We start from the raw sequence: 20364 nt of genomic DNA on the forward strand, positions 1-20364 counted from the left end.
TTATTTTCTTCTCCTTCTTCCAAAAGAATTCTTAGGTTTCTTTTTATTGGATGTTGGATTTTTAGAAAAATTTAAAGAGGCTTCTTCTGTTTTTACAGAAGAAGCTATTTTTTTATTGATTGCTACTATTTCTTGTTCTGTTAATTCTCGCCAATCACCCGGTTTTAGGTTTCCTAAGTTTACATTCATGATTCTAGTACGTTTTAACTTAGTTACATTAGAATCTAAGTATTCGCACATTCTTCTTATTTGACGATTTAAACCTTGAACTAGAACAATTTTAAATGTTGTATCGTTTATTTTTTCGACCTTACATTTCTTAGTAACAGTTCCTAAAATAGGGATTCCATTACTCATTTTATGCACAAAACGATCTGTTACTGTTTTATCTACAGAAACTATATACTCTTTTTCATGATTATTTCCAGCTCGTAATATTTTATTGACAATATCTCCATCATTGGTTAAAAAAATCAACCCTTCAGAAGGTTTATCAAGACGTCCTATTGGAAATAATCGTTGTGGATGATTAACATGCTTTACAATGTTCTTTCGCTCTTTAGAATCTGTTGTAGAAACAATACCGACTGGTTTATTTAAAGCAATATATAAGGGTTTAGGTTTTGTTTTTAATTTTCTTCCATCTACTTTAACAACATCATCTTCGAAAACACGATTCCCTAATTGAGTTGGTTTACCGTTTAAGGTGACACGTCCTTCGCTTATTAGCTTATCAGCTTCTCTACGAGAGCAAATTCCTGTTGCGCTAATAAATTTATTAAGGTTCGTTGAAGATTGCTGTTTGTTGTCCAAAAAAATATTTTTTACAAAGAAACTTAATTTTATAAAACGATTGTTCTAAAAGTTAAATTTATTCTTGGTGTATGAACTTTTTTCGTTGGAGGCAATCTATGTAACCAATTAGTTTGCGTAGTATCTTTCATAACAATCAAACTTCCTCTTTCTAAAATGATATCTATTTTTTGCTTAGATTCTTTATGTTTAAAAGAAAATTTACGCTGTGCACCAAGTGATAAAGAGGCAATTGCTCCATTCTTTTTCAACATTTTTTCACCGTCCGAATGCCAAGCCATCCCTTCATCTCCAGAATGATACAAATTTAACAAACAAGAATTATAGGTTTCTTTCGTTTCTTTTTCTACTATTTCTTTTAATTCTAGCAGTTCTTTTGTCCAAATAATAGCTTGTTTTGTAACGTTTGAGTAATTATAATTATACTCAGAATCTCCATACCAGGCTACTTTTCTTTTAGTGATTATCTTTTTACCAAAAATAATAGCTTCATCATTTTTCCATTGGATTGTTTCTAAAAGGCTTTTATAATATACACTACATTGATTTTGAGAAAGCACTATACCATGATAATTGGTAACTCCATCGTACGGTAAAATATTCTTGGATTCTTTTTTATCAAATAAATCTAATTGAGAAAACATTTACATTTTCTTTACAACTACAAATTCTGTTCTTCTATTTTTTTGATGTTCATCATCAGAACATTCTATAGTATTACTACAATTATTTACTAACTTATTTTCTCCAAAGCCTTTTGCTGAAATTCTACTAGCAGAAATGCCTTTAGAAACAATATACTCTCTTGTAGATATTGCTCTTTTTTCTGATAAAGTTTGATTATACGCATCATTTCCTCTAGAATCTGTATGCGAACTTGCTCTAATTTCAATTTCAGGATACTTATTCATAATTAGTACAACTCTATCCAATTCCTTAGTTGCATCTGGTCTTATAGTAGCTTTATCTAAATCAAAATAAATAGGTTTGATGTTAAGAATCATTTCTAACTTATCTGAATATCTAAAATCATCATTTAGGCGAAGATCCATTTTTTTTGCATTCAATACTCCTACAGAACCTTCCGTATAAAAAATCTGATTGTCTGGTTTATAGTACCTACTTTTTCCTATTAACTTATAATTTTCATTACAAGGTAAAATAAATTCAAATCTAGCATCTTTACCTACTCGTAAACTATCTACTTTTAGATTATTTTTATCAAATAATGTAACGCTAGCACCCACTAATAATTCGTTAGTTACTTTATCTTTTACTTGTCCAACAATTTTAACATTACAAGGTTTCTCTTTTTCATTAACAATAAATGAATAAATATCATCATCTCCTTTTCCTCCTTCTCTATTTGATGAAAAATAACCAGTCTTTTGCTCTTTATTTACATAAAAAGAAAAATCGTCTTTTTGACTATTGATCGGTACACCAAGGTTAGAAACCCCATTGTACTCATTTAATGCATTTAAATTACTTTCAAAAACATCTAATCCACCAAGCCCTATGTGTCCGTTAGATGAAAAATAAAGCGTATTATCATTTCCAATGAAAGGGAACATTTCTATTCCTTCTGTATTAATTTCTTTTCCTAAGTTTATTGGATTTCCATAGGTTCCATCTTCATGAATAGAAACTTTATAAATATCTGTTTTTCCAAATCCTCCAGGTTTTTCTGAAACAAAATATAATGTTTTATTATCTGAACTTAACGCTGGGTGTCGAGTAGAATACTCGCTGCTATTAAATGGTAGTTCGGTAATATTTGTCCATTTAGAGTCTACAAAATCTGCTCTATAAATTTTTAATTGCGAAACTTGTCTTTTACTTGTTTTAAGTTTCTTTCCATCAAAATCATCTCTGGTAAAATACATGGTTTTACCATCATTTGTAATAATAGCATTTGAATCATGATATTGCGAATTAACCTCTTTTAGAATCGTCTCATTTTCAATATCAGTAAAATTGATGTTCTTTTCATTATCAAAAACTACTTGATCTGCTTTATAAATATTATAAAACGGCTGATTGTTCCAATGATATTTTTTTTCCAGCTTACCAAATGTTTTAGGTTTCGTTGAAGAAAAATAGAGTATTCCATTATGAACATAAGCTCCATAATCTGAATATTTAGTATTTACTGATAGATTATGAATACTTCTAAACGCATCTTTATCTTTAGAAAAAGTATCGAAATAATTTTTATTCTCTATTAACTTTTTTCCTCGACTGTCTATGTTGTTTAATTTTCTAAATTCTAATAGTATTTTATCCGACTCTTTATAGTTTCCATTACTTTTTAATACTTGTGCATACCTAAAATAACTCTCTAACTGTAAAGTATCTTTTCTATATAATTCAAATAATTTCTTATACCATGTTTCAGCTTTAACTGTTTTATTATTAAAATAATAAGAATCTGCTAACCTGGTAACAACAAGCTTAGATGTATCACCTCTTTTAAATAATTCTTCATATAATTTAGCTGATTTTACATAAGAATAATCACTAAAATATTTATTGGCAGCATATTTTCTTTGACCAAAAGAAACAACTACTATAAAAAGTAAACAAAGTGTGCTGATTTTTTTCATATTAAAAGAATCTTGGGGATTTTAATTTAGGTGCTCTTGTAACATCAAATATTAACATAAGTTCATGTGTTCCAGAATTATAATTTCTATAATTAGATGTTGTTAAGTCATAAGCATAGCCTATATGCCAATTTTTATTAACTTTTAATCGTAAAAGTGTGCTAATAGAATCATCCCATCTATAAGCAATTCCTAAAGTAAATTTCTCATAAAATAAAAAGTTAGCTGATAAATCTACTGATAATGGTGCTCCTGACACTATTTTGGATATAAATGCAGGCTTAAACTTAATATCATCAGATAGATTAAACACATATCCACCAATTAAAAAATAATGCAATCTTTCTGCTGCAATAGATTCTACAAAATCATCATAATGATCTGTTCTGATAAAATTAGGAATCGATAATCCTACATACCAATTTGTTTTATGATAATATAATCCTGCACCAATTGATGGTAAAAAACGATTATTTACATTCTGATTAAAAATTGCATCTTCATTTTGATAACGTCCTTTACTCCAATCTAAACTTAAACTTCTACCTCCTAATCGTAAACCAAAAGCTAAATTACCTTCTTCACTTGTTCTAATGGTATAAGAAACATTTCCATCAAAATATACTTCACTAGAAGGACCTAATTTATCATTAATAATATTTAAACCAATTCCAACCCCACTATAACCCAAAGGTTTATTAAAACTAAATGTCTGGGTTTCTGGAGCGCCAGGAAAACCAACCCATTGCGTTCTTGCCAAGGCTGTAGCTGTAAAATAACCTTGAGAACCAGCATATGCTGGGTTTATACTCATTGTATTATACATATACTGTGTATATTGTGGATCTTGCTGTGCATTAACAGAGGTTAATCCAACTAGAATAATAAATACTAGAAGTAGTCTTCGGGGAAAATTCATACTTAATTTGTTTACTTTATTCATGTCTATCTATTAATATAAATCCAACCCTTTTGTGGTGTAATTCCATTTCCTAAATCTAATACATAATAATACGTTCCAACTGGTAACTTTTTATCTGTATTTATTGTTGCTCTTCCATTTGAAGTCCCGTTCCAAGAATTGTTGTAATTTTTCATTTTGAATACTGTATTACCCCAACGATTAAAAACTTCTAAAACATTATTTGGATACTGTTCTATACAATCGATAACAAAAACATCATTTATTCCATCATCATTAGGTGTAAACTCATTGTAAATAGTTAAACAAATTGGTGTTGTTGATGAACTTCCTGAGTTATTACTTGGATTAGAATCTAGTTGATCTAATTGTGTAATACTTACATTATTTTCATAATCTCCCTGTTCTCTCACTTTCACTTTTACTACTAAAGTTGTCACAGCTTTATCTGCTAAACTTGCTATCGACCAATCTCCTGTAAATTCATCATATATTCCTGTTGTAGTTGTATGAGAAATATATTGATAACCTGAAGGTAATGTTTCATTTAAAATAATATTAGTTGCCAAACCTGGACCATTATTTGTAATGGTAATTGTAAAATTAATTTCGTCATTTACGGTAGGATTAGGACTGTCTACTGTTTTTGTAACTGCTAATTCTACAGCAATTAAATTAATAGTAGAACTATCATCATCATCTTCTCCATTGGTAGTAGTCCCGTTCCCTGAATCACTATCTGGATCATACTGATCTGCTTCAGAAACTTCTGCAATGTTTAAATACTCTCCGGCTGCTCCAGTTGGCGTAAGTACTTTTACATCCATAATTAATGTTGCGGATGCTTGATTTGCTATAACACCTATAGTCCATAAACCAGTAGCATCATTATATGCACCGTTAACATTATCAGAAACATAATCAAATCCAATAGGAAGTTCATCTTTTACTTTAACATTGGTAGCATCATCTGGCCCATCATTTTTAACAATAATTGTAAATTGAATGATGTCTCCAACATTAGCATCACTAGTATTAACTGTTTTAGTAATACTTAAGTCAGAAACTTGAGGCACAATACTTACAGCTGCTTCATCATCTTCTAATTGACTACCATTATCATTTCCAATCCTACTGTTTGGATCATATTGATCACTTTTGGTTACCTGTGCTATATTCTTATACTCTGTTGTAGAAATTGGTAAAACACTTGGTTTATTTACTTTTACTTGATAGGTTACATCTGCTGATTTATTAGTATCGATATTAAGTCCAGACCAAGTTAATGTGTTTTCTGCAACATTGTATACACCATTATTTGATGCTGATGAAGCTACATACGTTAAACCTACTGGGAGTTTATCTACAAATTCGACATTTGTTGCATTATCTGGCCCTTTATTACTAAGTGTTAACGTAAAGTCAATAGTATCTCCAACATTTGGATTTGAATTACTTACTGTTTTTGCTAAACTTAAATCTGCAATTTGAATTGTTACATTAACATTAGCTTCGTCATCTTCGCTTTGATCACCATCATCATTATTTAATGAACTATCTAAATCCTTTACATCACTCGCTGTAATTTGTGCAACATTTTTGTATTCATTTACAGGAACTGGTATAACAGTTGGTTCTTTTACTTTAACTTTATAGGTAACTTTTATAGAACCAGACACAGGTATAGTTAAATCAGACCATGTAATTTTATTACCAAATGCACTAAATATTCCATTATTGGAAGCACTAGTCACTTGATATGTTAATCCTACTGGTAAAGTATCTTCAAATCCTACTCCAGTAGCAATACTTGGTCCATCGTTAGCTATTGTTAAAGTAAATTCTAAGATATCGCCAACATTTGGATTGTTATCGGATACTGTTTTAGATAAACTTAAATCTACTGCTTCTACAGAAATTGTATTACTAGCCTCGTCGTTTTCGCTCTGATCACCATCATCATTATTTGGTGTACTATCTATATCTTGACTATTACTTGCTGTAACTTGAGCAATATTAGTATATTCTCCTGATACCCCAGTTGGCGTTTTTACAGTTGCCTTATATGTAAGTGCTAAACCAGTTAATGGAACATTTAAGTTACTCCAAGATATCTTATTATTTGTCAATGTACCTCCTTGGGTTATCAAATTAATGTTTCCATAACCAATTGGTAAATTATCTTCAATTCCAACCCCTGTTGCTGGATCTGGCCCATCATTTTTAAGTAATATTGTAAAAGTTACTTCATCACCAACATTCGGATTATTATTACTTATTACTTTCTCCATACTCAAATTAGAACAAGCATTTACTGTAATATTTATCAATACTCTATTACTAATACAGCCTGTAGATAAACTTCTACTTGCAGCATAATATATTCCTGTTGATATTGATGAATTATTAGGTAATAAATTTCCTCCTGTCATTGCATCATACCAAATTAATTCCTCTCCAGAAGCAACAGTACCAATAATATCACTTATTGTTGAGCTTCCACAAAATACTTGATCCATTGCGGTTGGAACATTTGGACTTACAGGCTCTGTAATAGTTGCGGTAAGTACATTACTTGTACAACTTGTAGATACATCAACAACCTTAATATTTGTATAATTACCAGCTAACACATTAACAACATTAATAGTTCCGTTTGTATCAGAACCAACAGTTTTTGTTATTGATGAACCATTAATTTCATAGGATAGTTGATAACTAGTATTAGCTGTTAAACTACTAATCTGGAAACTACCATTTCCTACACTACAACTTGTTGAATTAACAACAGTTCCTAAAGTAATATTGGGTGATGCTGGTGAAGTAATATCCACACTTGCTAAAGTATTTGATAAGCAACCATCTGTACTTCTTACTTGAATATTTGTATAAGTACCCACTGCTAATCCCATTGTAACAATACTTCCAGAAGCATTAGATGTAGATGCAATATCAACAACAGTTTCATTAAATGTGTATACTAAATTATAAGGCTCATTTTCAACTAAACCTAGCACTTCAAAACTACCAGTTCCTGTACATTGTGTTGGTTGTACAACTTCTCCTAAGCTTATCACAGGTGGATTAATAACTGCTCTTGCAATAGTATTTGAGGTACATCCTGCAGTAACAACATACATATTCTCGTATAAACCTGGTGCTAAACTAGGCACAATCAATTTTCCGTTAGCATCAGAATTTAAAGCTACTGTAGTTTCTGTTCCATTAAATGTATATACAAAAGAGTGACTTGTATTTACTGCTAATCCTAAAAACTCTATACTTCCGTTACCAGAACAAGTCATTGGGTTATTTACAGCTTCTAATACTAAATTTGCCGCCATTGGATCCGATAAAACTACTGCTTCTAATACATTACTAGTACAATTATCTTTAACAACACTAATATTTGTATAATTACCAGCACTTAAATCATTTAGGGCATAATTACCAGATCCATCCGCAGTAATCGTTACATTCTTATCTGCGCTATTTTCCTTATACGTTAATGTATAATTCCCTCCATTTTCTAATCCAGAAATCATTATTGTTCCATCATTCCCTCCACAACTAGTTGGGTTACTATTCGAAACTAAATTAATTACTGCTGGAGTAGGTTCGTTTAGAACAAATGGTCCTGAAAGTATATTAGACATACATCCATTTAAACTAACTTGAAAATCGATATAATTTCCTTCTGATAAATTAGAGATTTGTATGTTTCCAGACCCATCAGTAGTTGATGTTGAATTAACAGTTGCACCATTTTTCTTATATGATAAATTATACGTAGTTGCATTTGCTAAACCTGTTAATTGGATACCTCCATTAGTTCCATCACATGTTGTTATTTGACTAATAACTCCTTCAGTAATAGCTGGAATCACATTAATAGTTACTGATGTTACACTAGTATTACTTATACAGCCTGTAGATAAATCTTTACTCGCCGCATAATAATTTGTAGATGTTAATACAGTTGAATTATCTAATAAATTACCGTTCATAGCAGCATCAAACCAAATCAATTCTTCACCAGAAGCAACACTTCCTACTAAATCACCAATAGTTGAAGGTCCACAAAATTCTTGGGTACTATTTACTGTTGGTTGATTTGGTGCTGAAGGATTTTCAATAACAGCACTTAAAATATTACTATCACAATTAGTTGATGTATCCGTAACTTTTATGTTGGTATAATTTCCATCAGTTAAGTTTGATAAAACAATTTCTCCTATAGCATCTGTGCTTAATGACTGATTTGTTACAGTTCCATTTAATGTATAACTAACAGTATAAGCTGTATTACTTATCAAACTTTTTAATTGGAGACTTCCAGTACCTGTATCACAACTTGAAGAATTGGTTACAGTTCCTAAAGTAATAATTGGAGAAACTGGAACAGAAATAACTACACTAGCAATACTATTAGAAATACAATTGTTTCCGTCTAAAACTTTAACATCTGTATAAGTACCAGCATTTAAGCCAGTAACAATTATACTACCATTACTTGTAGAAGTAGATGCTTGCGTAATTGTATTTCCAGCTAACATATACTGTACTGTATAACCAGAACTATTTACCAATCCTTTAATTTCAAATGTACCTGTTCCATTACAAACAGTTGAATTTGTTACTGTACCTAAACTTATTACCGGCGGATTTATCACCGCACGAGCTATGGTATTTGAAATACATCCAGCAATGGTTACACTCATATTTTCATACGTACCAGGATCTAAATTACCTACTAACAAAGCTCCATTAGTATCACTGGTTACAGATCTAGTTAAAATCACACCGTTTTGTGTAAAGTTAAACGTGTAATTTGTACTTGGAGATAAATTAACAAACTCAATACTTCCTTGCTCAACACAAGTAGTTGGATCATTTACTTTAGACAAACTAAAGTTTGGTGCAGTAGGATCCATTAATACAATATTGGTGCTTAAAATATTACTAGTACAATCATTTTTTGTAACACTAATAGCAGTATAATTTCCTGATGCTAATCCTGCAATAGTATAGTTCCCAGAAGCATCAGCTGTAATATTTATATTTTTATCTACACTATTTTCTTTATAAGTTAATGCATAATTTTCTCCATTTTCTAATCCAGAAATCACTATCGTTCCATCACTTCCTCCACAGGTAGTTGGATTTGTATTTGAAACAAACCCAATCATAGCAGAAATAGGTTCTGAAACAATTATTGGCCCTGGTAAGGTATTAGATGTACAACCATTTAAGTCTACTTTAAAGTCCGTATAAGTACCTATTAATAAATTTGATATATTGATGATTCCACTAACATCTGATGAAATAGTTTTTGTTATTTCTCCACCATCCTTTTTATAAGTTAAACTATAAATAGCTGAATTTTCTAATCCTGTCAACGCAATACTTCCATCACTTCCTCCACAGGTACTTATCTGAGTCACTGCACCTTGATTAATCGATGGTACAGGTTTTACAATAACCGTTGCTTTGGTCGTTGGACTCACACAGCCTGTAGTTAAATCTCTACTTGCTGCATAATAATCGCCTGAAGCTAGTGCTGTAGTGTCTGCTAGTAAGTTGCCTCCTGTTGCTGCATCATACCATACCAACTCCTCGCCTGAACCTATACTTGCTGTTAAATCATTCACCGTAGAAGGACCACAAAACTCTTGTGGATCTATTACTGTTGGTGCGCTTGGACTTGGTGGTACCGTTAGAGTTGCACTAACACTTGTACTCTCACAATTTGTTGATACCTCAGTTACTTTAATATCGGTATATGCGCCTGCTGATAAGTTTGATAATACAATTTCACTTGAACTATTGGTTCCTAATGTTTGTGTTACTGGTGTTGCAGATCCATCTAAGGTATATACCACTTCATAGGAAGTATTGGTATTTAATCCTGTTAATTGAATACTTCCACTATTAGTCACACAACTATCTGGATTCGTTACCGTACCTAATAATAAATTGGGTACTGCTGGTGTGGTTATTTGAACACTTGCAATACTATTTGAAGAACAATTATTGCCATCAATTACTTTAATATCTGTATAGGTTCCTGCTCCTAAATCGGTTATTGTTATAACACCTGAATTGTTTGAGGTTACTGATTTTGTCGTTGCACTCGATGCTCCATTTAAAATATAACTTAATGTATACCCTGTATTACTTACTAAGTCTTCTAACTCAATCGTTCCTGTGCCTGTACATTGGGTTGGATTGGTGACCATTCCTAAACTAATAACCGGTGGGCTAATTACTGCTCTTGCAACTGTATTTGAAGTACAACCTGCAATGGTTACACTCATATTCTCATACGTACCTGGATCTAAATTAGGAACTACTAACGTTCCACTAGCATCACTGGTTAATGAAAGATTAAAATTTGTTCCTCCTAGTGTATAACTAAATGTATAATTTTGAGTATTCCCTAATCCGATAAATTCTAAACTTCCTTGTCCGGTACAAGTTACTGGATCATTTACCTTAGATAATCCTAAATTGGGTGCTGTTGGATCCATTAGCACAATTGCTGTACTTAGGATATTACTTGTACAGTTGTCTTTGGTAACACTGATATTTGTATAACTTCCTGATGGTAATCCGGTAAGACTGATTGTTCCTGTTCCACTACTGGTTATCGTTGGACTAGTCGGTGTTCCGTCTTTCTCGTAACTTACCGAGTAAGAGGCTGAATTTTCTAATCCTGAGATAACGATCGTTCCATCACTTCCTCCACAGGTTGTTGGATCGGTCTTTACACTAAAAGCAATAGCTGCTGGTGTTGGTTCTGCTAAAACTATAGGGCCTGAAAGCGTATTAGATACACAGCCATTTAATGTAACTTGGATATCTGTATAGGTACCTGGTGGTAAACTACTAATCAGTAAATTACCTGAACCATCTGTTAATGCATTGGTTAAACTTGTTGGGTTAGAATCTTTATTATAGGTAACTGAATAGGCTGTATTGGCTGTTAAGTTTGTCAACGCAATACTTCCATCACTTCCACCACAGGTGCTTATCTGAGTCACTGTACCTTGATTGATTGATGGGACAGGTTTTACAATAACCGTTGCTTTGGTCGTTGGACTCACACAGCCTGTAGTTAAGTCCCTACTTGCCGCATAATAATCACCTGAGGCTAGTGCTGTTGTGTCTGCTAGTAAGTTACCTCCTGTTGCTGCATCATACCATACCAACTCCTCACCTGAACCTATACTTGCTGTTAGATCATTCACCGTAGAAGGACCACAAAACTCTTGTGGATCTATTACAGTTGGTGCGCTTGGACTTGGTGGTACCGTTAGAGTTGCACTAACACTTGTACTCTCACAATTTGTTGATACCTCGGTTACTTTAATATCGGTATATGCGCCTGCTGATAAGTTTGATAATACAATTTCACTTGAACTATTGGTTCCTAATGTTTGTGTTACTGGTGTTGCAGATCCATCTAAGGTATATACCACTTCATAGGAAGTATTGGTATTTAATCCTGTTAATTGAATACTTCCACTATTAGTCACACAACTATCTGGATTCGTTACCGTACCTAATAATAAATTGGGTACTGCTGGTGTGGTTATTTGAACACTTGCAATACTATTTGAAGAACAATTATTGCCATCAATTACTTTAATATCTGTATAGGTTCCTGCTCCTAAATCGGTTATTGTTATAACACCTGAATTGTTTGAGGTTACTGATTTTGTCGTTGCACTCGATGCTCCATTTAAAATATAACTTAATGTATACCCTGTATTACTTACTAAGTCTTCTAACTCAATCGTTCCTGTGCCTGTACATTGGGTTGGATTGGTGACCATTCCTAAACTAATAACCGGTGGGCTAATTACTGCTCTTGCAACTGTATTTGAAGTACAACCTGCAATGGTTACACTCATATTCTCATACGTACCTGGATCTAAATTAGGAACTACTAACGTTCCACTAGCATCACTGGTTAATGAAAGATTAAAATTTGTTCCTCCTAGTGTATAACTAAATGTATAATTTTGAGTATTCCCTAATCCGATAAATTCTAAACTTCCTTGTCCGGTACAAGTTACTGGATCATTTACCTTAGATAATCCTAAATTGGGTGCTGTTGGATCCATTAGCACAATTGCTGTACTTAGGATATTACTTGTACAGTTGTCTTTGGTAACACTGATATTTGTATAACTTCCTGATGGTAATCCGGTAAGACTGATTGTTCCTGTTCCACTACTGGTTATCGTTGGACTAGTCGGTGTTCCGTCTTTCTCGTAACTTACCGAGTAAGAGGCTGAATTTTCTAATCCTGAGATAACGATCGTTCCATCACTTCCTCCACAGGTTGTTGGATCGGTCTTTACACTAAAAGCAATAGCTGCTGGTGTTGGTTCTGCTAAAACTATAGGGCCTGAAAGCGTATTAGATACACAGCCATTTAATGTAACTTGGATATCTGTATAGGTACCTGGTGGTAAACTACTAATCAGTAAATTACCTGAACCATCTGTTAATGCATTGGTTAAACTTGTTGGGTTAGAATCTTTATTATAGGTAACTGAATAGGCTGTATTGGCTGTTAAGTTTGTCAACGCAATACTTCCATCACTTCCACCACAGGTGCTTATCTGAGTCACTGTACCTTGATTGATTGATGGGACAGGTTTTACAATAACCGTTGCTTTGGTCGTTGGACTCACACAGCCTGTAGTTAAGTCCCTACTTGCCGCATAATAATCACCTGAGGCTAGTGCTGTTGTATCTGCTAGTAAGTTACCTCCTGTTGCTGCATCATACCATACCAACTCCTCACCTGAACCTATACTTGCTGTTAGATCATTCACCGTAGAAGGACCACAAAACTCTTGTGGATCTATTACAGTTGGTGCGCTTGGACTTGGTGGTACCGTTAGAGTTGCACTAACACTTGTACTCTCACAATTTGTTGATACCTCGGTTACTTTAATATCGGTATATGCGCCTGCTGATAAGTTTGATAATACAATTTCACTTGAACTATTGGTTCCTAATGTTTGTGTTACTGGTGTTGCAGATCCATCTAAGGTATATACCACTTCATAGGAAGTATTGGTATTTAATCCTGTTAATTGAATACTTCCACTATTAGTCACACAACTATCTGGATTCGTTACCGTACCTAATAATAAATTGGGTACTGCTGGTGTGGTTATTTGAACACTTGCAATACTATTTGAAGAACAATTATTGCCATCAATTACTTTAATATCTGTATAGGTTCCTGCTCCTAAATCGGTTATTGTTATAACACCTGAATTGTTTGAGGTTACTGATTTTGTCGTTGCACTCGATGCTCCATTTAAAATATAACTTAATGTATACCCTGTATTACTTACTAAGTCTTCTAACTCAATCGTTCCTGTGCCTGTACATTGGGTTGGATTGGTGACCATTCCTAAACTAATAACCGGTGGGCTAATTACTGCTCTTGCAACTGTATTTGAAGTACAACCTGCAATGGTTACACTCATATTCTCATACGTACCTGGATCTAAATTAGGAACTACTAACGTTCCACTAGCATCACTGGTTAATGAAAGATTAAAATTTGTTCCTCCTAGTGTATAACTAAATGTATAATTTTGAGTATTCCCTAATCCGATAAATTCTAAACTTCCTTGTCCGGTACAAGTTACTGGATCATTTACCTTAGATAATCCTAAATTGGGTGCTGTTGGATCCATTAGCACAATTGCTGTACTTAGGATATTACTTGTACAGTTGTCTTTGGTAACACTGATATTTGTATAACTTCCTGATGGTAATCCGGTAAGACTGATTGTTCCTGTTCCACTACTGGTTATCGTTGGACTAGTCGGTGTTCCGTCTTTCTCGTAACTTACCGAGTAAGAGGCTGAATTTTCTAATCCTGAGATAACGATCGTTCCATCACTTCCTCCACAGGTTGTTGGATCGGTCTTTACACTAAAAGCAATAGCTGCTGGTGTTGGTTCTGCTAAAACTATAGGGCCTGAAAGCGTATTAGATACACAGCCATTTAATGTAACTTGGATATCTGTATAGGTACCTGGTGGTAAACTACTAATCAGTAAATTACCTGAACCATCTGTTAATGCATTGGTTAAACTTGTTGGGTTAGAATCTTTATTATAGGTAACTGAATAGGCTGTATTGGCTGTTAAGTTTGTCAACGCAATACTTCCATCACTTCCACCACAGGTGCTTATCTGAGTCACTGTACCTTGATTGATTGATGGGACAGGTTTTACAATAACCGTTGCTTTGGTCGTTGGACTCACACAGCCTGTAGTTAAGTCCCTACTTGCCGCATAATAATCACCTGAGGCTAGTGCTGTTGTGTCTGCTAGTAAGTTACCTCCTGTTGCTGCATCATACCATACCAACTCCTCACCTGAACCTATACTTGCTGTTAGATCATTCACCGTAGAAGGACCACAAAACTCTTGTGGATCTATTACAGTTGGTGCGCTTGGACTTGGTGGTACCGTTAGAGTTGCACTAACACTTGTACTCTCACAATTTGTTGATACCTCGGTTACTTTAATATCGGTATATGCGCCTGCTGATAAGTTTGATAATACAATTTCACTTGAACTATTGGTTCCTAATGTTTGTGTTACTGGTGTTGCAGATCCATCTAAGGTATATACCACTTCATAGGAAGTATTGGTATTTAATCCTGTTAATTGAATACTTCCACTATTAGTCACACAACTATCTGGATTCGTTACCGTACCTAATAATAAATTGGGTACTGCTGGTGTGGTTATTTGAACACTTGCAATACTATTTGAAGAACAATTATTGCCATCAATTACTTTAATATCTGTATAGGTTCCTGCTCCTAAATCGGTTATTGTTATAACACCTGAATTGTTTGAGGTTACTGATTTTGTCGTTGCACTCGATGCTCCATTTAAAATATAACTTAATGTATACCCTGTATTACTTACTAAGTCTTCTAACTCAATCGTTCCTGTGCCTGTACATTGGGTTGGATTGGTGACCATTCCTAAACTAATAACCGGTGGGCTAATTACTGCTCTTGCAACTGTATTTGAAGTACAACCTGCAATGGTTACACTCATATTCTCATACGTACCTGGATCTAAATTAGGAACTACTAACGTTCCACTAGCATCACTGGTTAATGAAAGATTAAAATTTGTTCCTCCTAGTATATAACTAAATGTATAATTTTGAGTATTCCCTAATCCGATAAATTCTAAACTTCCTTGTCCGGTACAAGTTACTGGATCATTTACCTTAGATAATCCTAAATTGGGTGCTGTTGGATCCATTAGCACAATTGCTGTACTTAGGATATTACTTGTACAGTTGTCTTTGGTAACACTGATATTTGTATAACTTCCTGATGGTAATCCGGTAAGACTGATTGTTCCTGTTCCACTACTGGTTATCGTTGGACTAGTCGGTGTTCCGTCTTTCTCGTAACTTACCGAGTAAGAGGCTGAATTTTCTAATCCTGAGATAACGATCGTTCCATCACTTCCTCCACAGGTTGTTGGATCGGTCTTTACACTAAAAGCAATAGCTGCTGGTGTTGGTTCTGCTAAAACTATAGGGCCTGAAAGCGTATTAGATACACAGCCATTTAATGTAACTTGGATATCTGTATAGGTACCTGGTGGTAAACTACTAATCAGTAAATTACCTGAACCATCTGTTAATGCATTGGTTAAACTTGTTGGGTTAGAATCTTTATTATAGGTAACTGAATAGGCTGTATTGGCTGTTAAGTTTGTCAACGCAATACTTCCATCACTTCCACCACAGGTGCTTATCTGAGTCACTGTACCTTGATTGATTGATGGGACAGGTTTTACAATAACCGTTGCTTTGGTCGTTGGACTCACACAGCCTGTAGTTAAGTCCCTACTTGCCGCATAATAATCACCTGAGGCTAGTGCTGTTGTATCTGCTAGTAAGTTACCTCCTGTTGCTGCATCATACCATACCAACTCCTCACCTGAACCTATACTTGCTGTTAAATCACTTACCGTAGAAGGACCACAAAACTCTTGTGGATCTATTATAGTTGGTGGATTAGGTGTTGCTTTAAATGTAAGTGTTGCTTCTGATGATTCTAAGGCACAACTATTATTAATACTAGTAACTAAAACTTTATATCTATTGTTATTTAAAGTGTTTACAGCATTTGTTAACATTAATGTAACTGTTGAAGTCCCTGTATATATTCCTCCATCAGATAAATTTGTGTAAGTACCCCCAGCATCCGAACTTACTTGCCATTGATATCTAATATCTGTTGTAGGCACAGCAATTGTTGTATTTGGAGTAACTGAATAATCAGTAATTCTTGTACCTGAAGCTGCTACAGTAAAGGTTGTAGATGTGGCAGTACAAATTGATACGTCTATAGGTTGCGTATCAATCATCATTGCATCTGCGATAGTAACTCCAGTTGTTGTAGCTTGTGGACTACCTGTGTTAGTTGGTACACCATCTGCTCCAACACTACCTTCATCTTCATCTGCTAAATTCGAAGAAGATGTTATCTCTGCAGATGTAAAGTTTCCATTTGCTTCAATTGCATCTAAACATCCATCTCCATCAGAATCTGTATCTAAATAATCTGGTGTTCCATCATTATCTGTATCTGTAGGGTTTGTTTTTGGATTATTATCTCCATCAGTATTCGCATCTTCAACTGAATCTAAAATTCCGTCATTATCATTATCTAAATCTTTAGAATCATTTACTCCATCTTTATCATAATCTGCTTCAACTGGCAATACTACTTTCGCTTGATCGTCTTCTATTCCAATATTATTATTTGGTATACTGTCTGGATCACCTATATCTGACGCAGTAATTTGAACTGTATTTTCATATTCGTTTGCTGGATAATTCGGTAATACAGTAGGTGGATTCACCGTAACTTTATAGGTGAATGTTTTACTTGTATTTGCAAAAATTGTTTGCCCAGACCAAGTAATTTTACTTGAAGTATGTGATCCACTATTTGTTGCAGAACCTGCTACATAAGTATACCCAATTGGCAATACATCTTCTATAGCAACTCCCGTTGCATTATCATCACTAGAGTTTATAACTCTAATAGTAAATGTTAATTCATCTCCCAATCTTGGCGCAGTGTTACTTGGAGTTTTACTGATAGATAAATCTGCCAGTTCAAAATTAATTTCTACTTTATTAGAGATTGCGTTTTTAGAAATATTTGTTGGTGTTTTACTATCTACAGTTGCAATATTTTCTAATTTTTCTGCAATTACATCTGCAGTAGTAATAGTATATTGTTTTGTATAAATCCAAGTTTCAGTCTGATCTAAATTTCCATCTGAATCACCATCTCCACTTGCAGGTCCAGAAATTGCCCCACCTAATTTAGGATCATCTACAATAATATCTTTTAAAAATGTACCTCCTGTATTTTTTACAGTAAAAGTAAAATCGACCGTATCACCAGCTTGAACTCCATCTCCTCCATCATTTAAAACAAAACTTTTATCAATGGTAATACCACCTGTAAATATGGTAACATCTTCAGAAAAATCGTCTGGTGTTTGATTTGTTGTTTCTGTCTGATCTTGAGTGTTGGAAACAATATTGGTTACATCTCCACCTGTACTTCCAGCAGGAGCTGAACCTACTAATGTTAATGTGTGTATTTCACCAGCATTCATTGTTCCTATAGACCAATTAGGTTGTGTCCAAGTACCAGTACTTGGTGTAACTGCTCCTATGTTTAGCCCGGCAGGAAAAGCATCATTAATTACTAAGTTAGTTACAGGTTGTAACCCTAAACTTTGAACCGTTACAGTAAATGTTACATCTTCTCCTTCAAGAATTCCATTTGTATCTGCAGTTTTCTTAACCACAATATCAGGATCACAATTATATACTGAAACTACGGCAGAATTATAAGAACAAGTACCTTTAGTAACTTCTACATAATAATCTCCTAATCCAAAAGGTACCAATGTAGAATTATTGGCTCCTAAAACAGGACTATTATTATAATACCATTGATATGCGTCAAAATTACCTGTTGTCTCTTCTAGATCTGAACCTGGAAAACATCCACCACCAGTAAGTTCTACTTCTACAACTGGTACTGTGTCAAATCCAGAAAAATACCCTGCTAATCCTGCATTATTTTGATCAGTCATAAAAGTACCAACAGCAATAGGTCCAGTTGATTGAACATCTACATCGCCTGACAAATTATTCACAAAAAATGTTTTCCAATCACTTGTTCCTTGCGCTAGTACAGGAGCTGGTAAAGAAACTGCAACACCATTTTGTCTAACAACAATATTTGCATTTGGTGTAGAAGTAGATGCAATAATTGTTAATGCGGCTTCTACGTTATTAGTTAAACCTGCAATATTATTTATAGCTCCAACTTCATCTAATTTATCTGGTAATAAACAATTTACGGGGGCAATAAAGTTCATTCCAATTGTCTGAATACTATTTCCAGATTTCCCTTGTAAACATTGATATGCATATGCATCTTTTGATGTAGTAACATACATATTTGCACCTGCTGTAGCACTTGAATAAAAGGTGCCAGGAATTTCTAAATAACCTCCATTATTTACAGTACCAACGAAATTACCACCTGCATAGACATTTGTTCCATTTTGAGTACCAACAATAATTGGAAATTCTGTCTCGTTCGAACCATTTCCTCTTACAAAAACATATTCTCTACCCAAAGCATTTGTTGCCACTGGTTGATCTATACCTACATCTCTACTAGCAGAAGTAGTTCTTATACCAACATTTAAACCTCCATTACTTATAACGATAGGCTTATTAGAAGTGACACTTGCTCCTAACCATCCATCAATATTCGAGGTTGTTCTATTTTTAGGAGCTTCTAAAACAAATGATTCTCCTTTATTTAAAGGTATTGTTAAAGCATCATCAGTAATGTAACCTCCAACTATAGTAAATCCTAAAGGATTCGTTGCTCCTCCTCCAAATCTAAATTGGCATCCTGAATCATAGCCAAATACTTGCACAACAGTTCCGTCTTCTGTTGCCATCATTCCTAAACTAGTGGTTAAATTTGCATTGTTTGCTCTATTTGGTATACCTCCCCATCTAAAATCTGTCCCTAAAGCTCTTGCTCCTTTAGATGTTAACGAACCTGCTTGCGCACCTGACCTACCTCGATAGTTAACATAAAATTTTTCTCCATTAATAGATTCTAAACGTAATCCTGCTTCAGTAATAACCACTCCAGTTTTAGCATTTGAAACAAGAGAAATATCATTATCTCCATTAGGTAAATCATACTTAATTGAGTTTCCTTTAGATAAATCGTTTAGTGTTGTTAATAAGGTATTCCCTTTATAAACACGTACAGAAAATTTTTCTGCAAGTGGTACAGGAGTAGATAAATACAACGATTGTTGTTTTATCGCTGGTGGATTATTTTTATTACCATGGGTAACTTGCTTTAAAGGCGGTAAATAGTGTAGATTATCAAGTTGTGCAAAAATATTCTGCGTACATAAAAAAACAAGTAAGAAAAACAGAAGGTAGGATGGCGTTTTCTTCATATGGGAAAATAATAAGATCTATTTATTAATAAAATATCTACTAGATATTTGACACTAAAATACAAAAATAGTCACTTCAAAAGTAATAATCAACCCTTGAAAATTAATTTTTATTGGACACCTTAATTTCTTGTTAAATGTTATGAAAACAAAAAACCTCACAACAATGTTGTGAGGTTTTGCGGAGAGTAAGGGATTCGAACCCCTGGACCTGTTACAGTCAACAGTTTTCAAGACTGCCGCATTCGACCACTCTGCCAACTCTCCTTTAGCGGTGGCAAATATAAAAAGCTTTTTCTTTATGCAAAAGGTTTTTCATGTTTTTTAAAATAAAAATTTCACCTCCCCATAAATATCTTTTACCTATTATAAATTGTAACTTTTATCTTAATAAAGTAACTTTGTAGCTTAATTTACT

5 protein-coding genes and 1 tRNA gene are annotated in these 20364 nt (G+C 33.8%); all 6 read right to left on the bottom strand.

The annotated features are described in order from the left end of the window. Window positions 1–813: a 23S rRNA pseudouridine(2604) synthase RluF gene (gene rluF / locus OD91_RS04585; RefSeq protein ID WP_144895215.1), complete on the bottom strand. Its 813-nt coding sequence runs from the start codon at window positions 811–813 to the stop codon at window positions 1–3. 29 nt (window positions 814–842) lie between these two features. Then, window positions 843–1457, bottom strand: coding sequence for an alpha-ketoglutarate-dependent dioxygenase AlkB (locus OD91_RS04590; protein ID WP_144895216.1), 615 nt, complete (start codon window positions 1455–1457; stop codon window positions 843–845). Continuing rightward, on the bottom strand, window positions 1458–3419 hold the full coding sequence (locus tag OD91_RS04595; protein WP_144895217.1) for an OmpA family protein: 1962 nt from the start codon (window positions 3417–3419) through the stop codon (window positions 1458–1460). A gap of 1 nt (window position 3420) precedes the next feature. Then, complete coding sequence (locus OD91_RS04600) at window positions 3421–4362, bottom strand: type IX secretion system membrane protein PorP/SprF (protein WP_255513177.1); 942 nt, start codon at window positions 4360–4362, stop codon at window positions 3421–3423. A gap of 2 nt (window positions 4363–4364) precedes the next feature. Beyond that, on the bottom strand, window positions 4365–19946 hold the full coding sequence (locus tag OD91_RS04605) for a gliding motility-associated C-terminal domain-containing protein (protein WP_144895219.1): 15582 nt from the start codon (window positions 19944–19946) through the stop codon (window positions 4365–4367). A 182-nt stretch (window positions 19947–20128) separates the two neighbouring features. Continuing rightward, window positions 20129–20213 (bottom strand) — tRNA-Ser (locus OD91_RS04610). Window positions 20214–20364 lie beyond the last annotated feature (151 nt).

It is taken from the genome of Lutibacter sp. Hel_I_33_5 (assembly GCF_007827455.1).
GTDB lineage: Bacteria > Bacteroidota > Bacteroidia > Flavobacteriales > Flavobacteriaceae > Polaribacter.

What these genes read in the sequence shown, in the direction of transcription:
- OD91_RS04600 (WP_255513177.1), bottom strand. Translation starts at nt 4,362, where the DNA reads ATGAATAAAGTAAACAAATTAAGTATGAATTTTCCCCGAAGACTACTT.
- OD91_RS04595 (WP_144895217.1), bottom strand. Translation starts at nt 3,419, where the DNA reads ATGAAAAAAATCAGCACACTTTGTTTACTTTTTATAGTAGTTGTTTCT.
- OD91_RS04605 (WP_144895219.1), bottom strand. Translation starts at nt 19,946, where the DNA reads ATGAAGAAAACGCCATCCTACCTTCTGTTTTTCTTACTTGTTTTTTTA.
- OD91_RS04590 (WP_144895216.1), bottom strand. Translation starts at nt 1,457, where the DNA reads ATGTTTTCTCAATTAGATTTATTTGATAAAAAAGAATCCAAGAATATT.